The organism is Microvirga arvi (genome assembly GCF_016892765.1).
GTDB lineage: Bacteria > Pseudomonadota > Alphaproteobacteria > Rhizobiales > Beijerinckiaceae > Microvirga > Microvirga arvi.
Window position 1 is genome coordinate 1 of sequence record NZ_JAFEMD010000169.1, and the last position, 1,561, is coordinate 1,561.

Annotated in this window: 2 protein-coding genes; both read right to left on the reverse strand. The window is 64.2% G+C overall.

Annotated features, from left to right (window positions below; translation table 11 throughout):
* Positions 1–39 precede the first annotated feature (39 nt).
* Positions 40–699 carry a nitrile hydratase subunit beta gene (gene nthB, locus ILT44_RS30310; protein ID WP_204243321.1) on the reverse strand — a complete coding sequence of 220 codons (660 nt, stop codon included), beginning with the start codon at positions 697–699 and terminating at the stop codon, positions 40–42.
* Entirely contained in the window at positions 696–1,322 is a 627-nt protein-coding gene (gene nthA, locus ILT44_RS30315; protein WP_204243322.1) for a nitrile hydratase subunit alpha, read from the reverse strand. Before nthA ends, nthB begins: the two co-directional genes overlap by 4 nt.
* Positions 1,323–1,561: the final 239 nt, after the last annotated feature.

Consider the following 1,561-nt stretch of genomic DNA (forward strand, 5'->3'; position numbering starts at 1 on the left):
GGGATCGGCGCGACGTCCGCGGCCACGCGGGCCATATCCTCATGCCAGCTCAAGATAGCTCTCCCAGGCGTCGATTGAGACACTGACGGTTGGTTCCGCTTGCTCGCCCCACAGCTCCCGGCCCGAGAAGCAGATTGTGTAGAGCCATTGCGGCTGCTCGCCTTGTCCATGAGCGTTCGCGTCCGGAAACACGTGGGCGCCATGCACCAGCTCAACAACGCCCATCTTGCTGCGAGCGTAACCCGGCAGGCGGGTGTGGCCTTGGGGATGCATGTTGCGGGTGCGGACCCGGTCACCAGCTACAAAGCGCGCCGGCTGCTCGATCGGGCGCTCGGCCGGACCGCCGCGGGCCAGCACTGCCGGCACGTCCTCCGCCTTCAGCACGCGCTTGATCGGCGCTGGCTTCGCAAGAGATTGGCCGCGCCTCAGCTCCTCCTGGGAGACGAGCCCTGCCGCAACAACGAGCTTTTCAACCCCCTTGGTCCAGATCTCGTAGTAGCTCGAGGTGAGATACTCAGGCGGCGGCAGGCTCTCGCGGGCGTGCCGGCTCATGTCGATGTTCCAGCTGCCGGTCGCACCCATCGCCAGGGTGAGGCCAAAGGCCCGTCGCTCCCACTCGGCATGGAACCAGGGCTCGTCCTGCTCGATCGCGATCGGGCCAAAGCCCATCATGCCGCCGAGGTCCTGAGCGCCGTTCATCGTATCGCCTCCGGCTGCCGGGCGAGACCGGTGCCAATCATGGAGTCGCGGGTGACGAGTTCGGCCAATGCCTCCTCGCTCATGCCCTCTGTGCCCTCGGGGCGCATCGGGATCACGAGGTACCGGACCTCCGCGGTTGAGTCCCAAATCCGGATCCGGGTGGTCTCCGGCAGGTGCACGCCGAACTCGGCCAGAACCCCGTGCGGATCGAGCACAGCCCGGGAGCGGTAGGGTGCGGACTTATACCAGACCGGGGGCAAACCGAGCATCGGCCATGGGTAGCAGGAGCACAGGGTGCACACGACCATGTTGTGCTGATCCGGGATGTTCTCGACCGCCACCATGTGCTCGCCCTGACGCCCAATGAAGCCGAGGGATGCGATGGCGGCCGTCGCATCCGTCCGGAGCCACTCCCGGTAGGCCAGATCAGCCCAGGCTTTGGCGACCACCTTAGACCCGTTGCGCGGTCCGACCTTGACCTCGTAGGTCTCGACCAGCGCGTCAATGGCTGCCGGATCGACATAGCCTTTCTCGACCAGGATGGACTCGAGTGCGCGCACCCGCAGCTCGATCTCAGAGAGATGGCTGTGGTCGTCATGATCGTGATGATGATCGTGCTCCATACGTACCGCCCTCGCCTGCTCGGATGAGTCGGGGCCATGCTAACCGGGCGATAGTGGCGACGCCAGCCATAGGCTTATCGATCAGCCTCAGACGATCGGACGTCGAGTGGTTGCGGAGATCGTCCGGCTACCTATTGGCTACCTGGAGAAAAATGGTTCAAAGGGCAGATGCCGGTAACCCTTTGATATTGTTGGTGAGCGCGCTGGGATCGAACCCAGGACCCTCTGATTAAAAGTCA

What these genes read in the sequence shown, in the direction of transcription:
- nthB (WP_204243321.1), bottom strand. Translation starts at nt 699, where the DNA reads ATGAACGGCGCTCAGGACCTCGGCGGCATGATGGGCTTTGGCCCGATC.
- nthA (WP_204243322.1), bottom strand. Translation starts at nt 1,322, where the DNA reads ATGGAGCACGATCATCATCACGATCATGACGACCACAGCCATCTCTCT.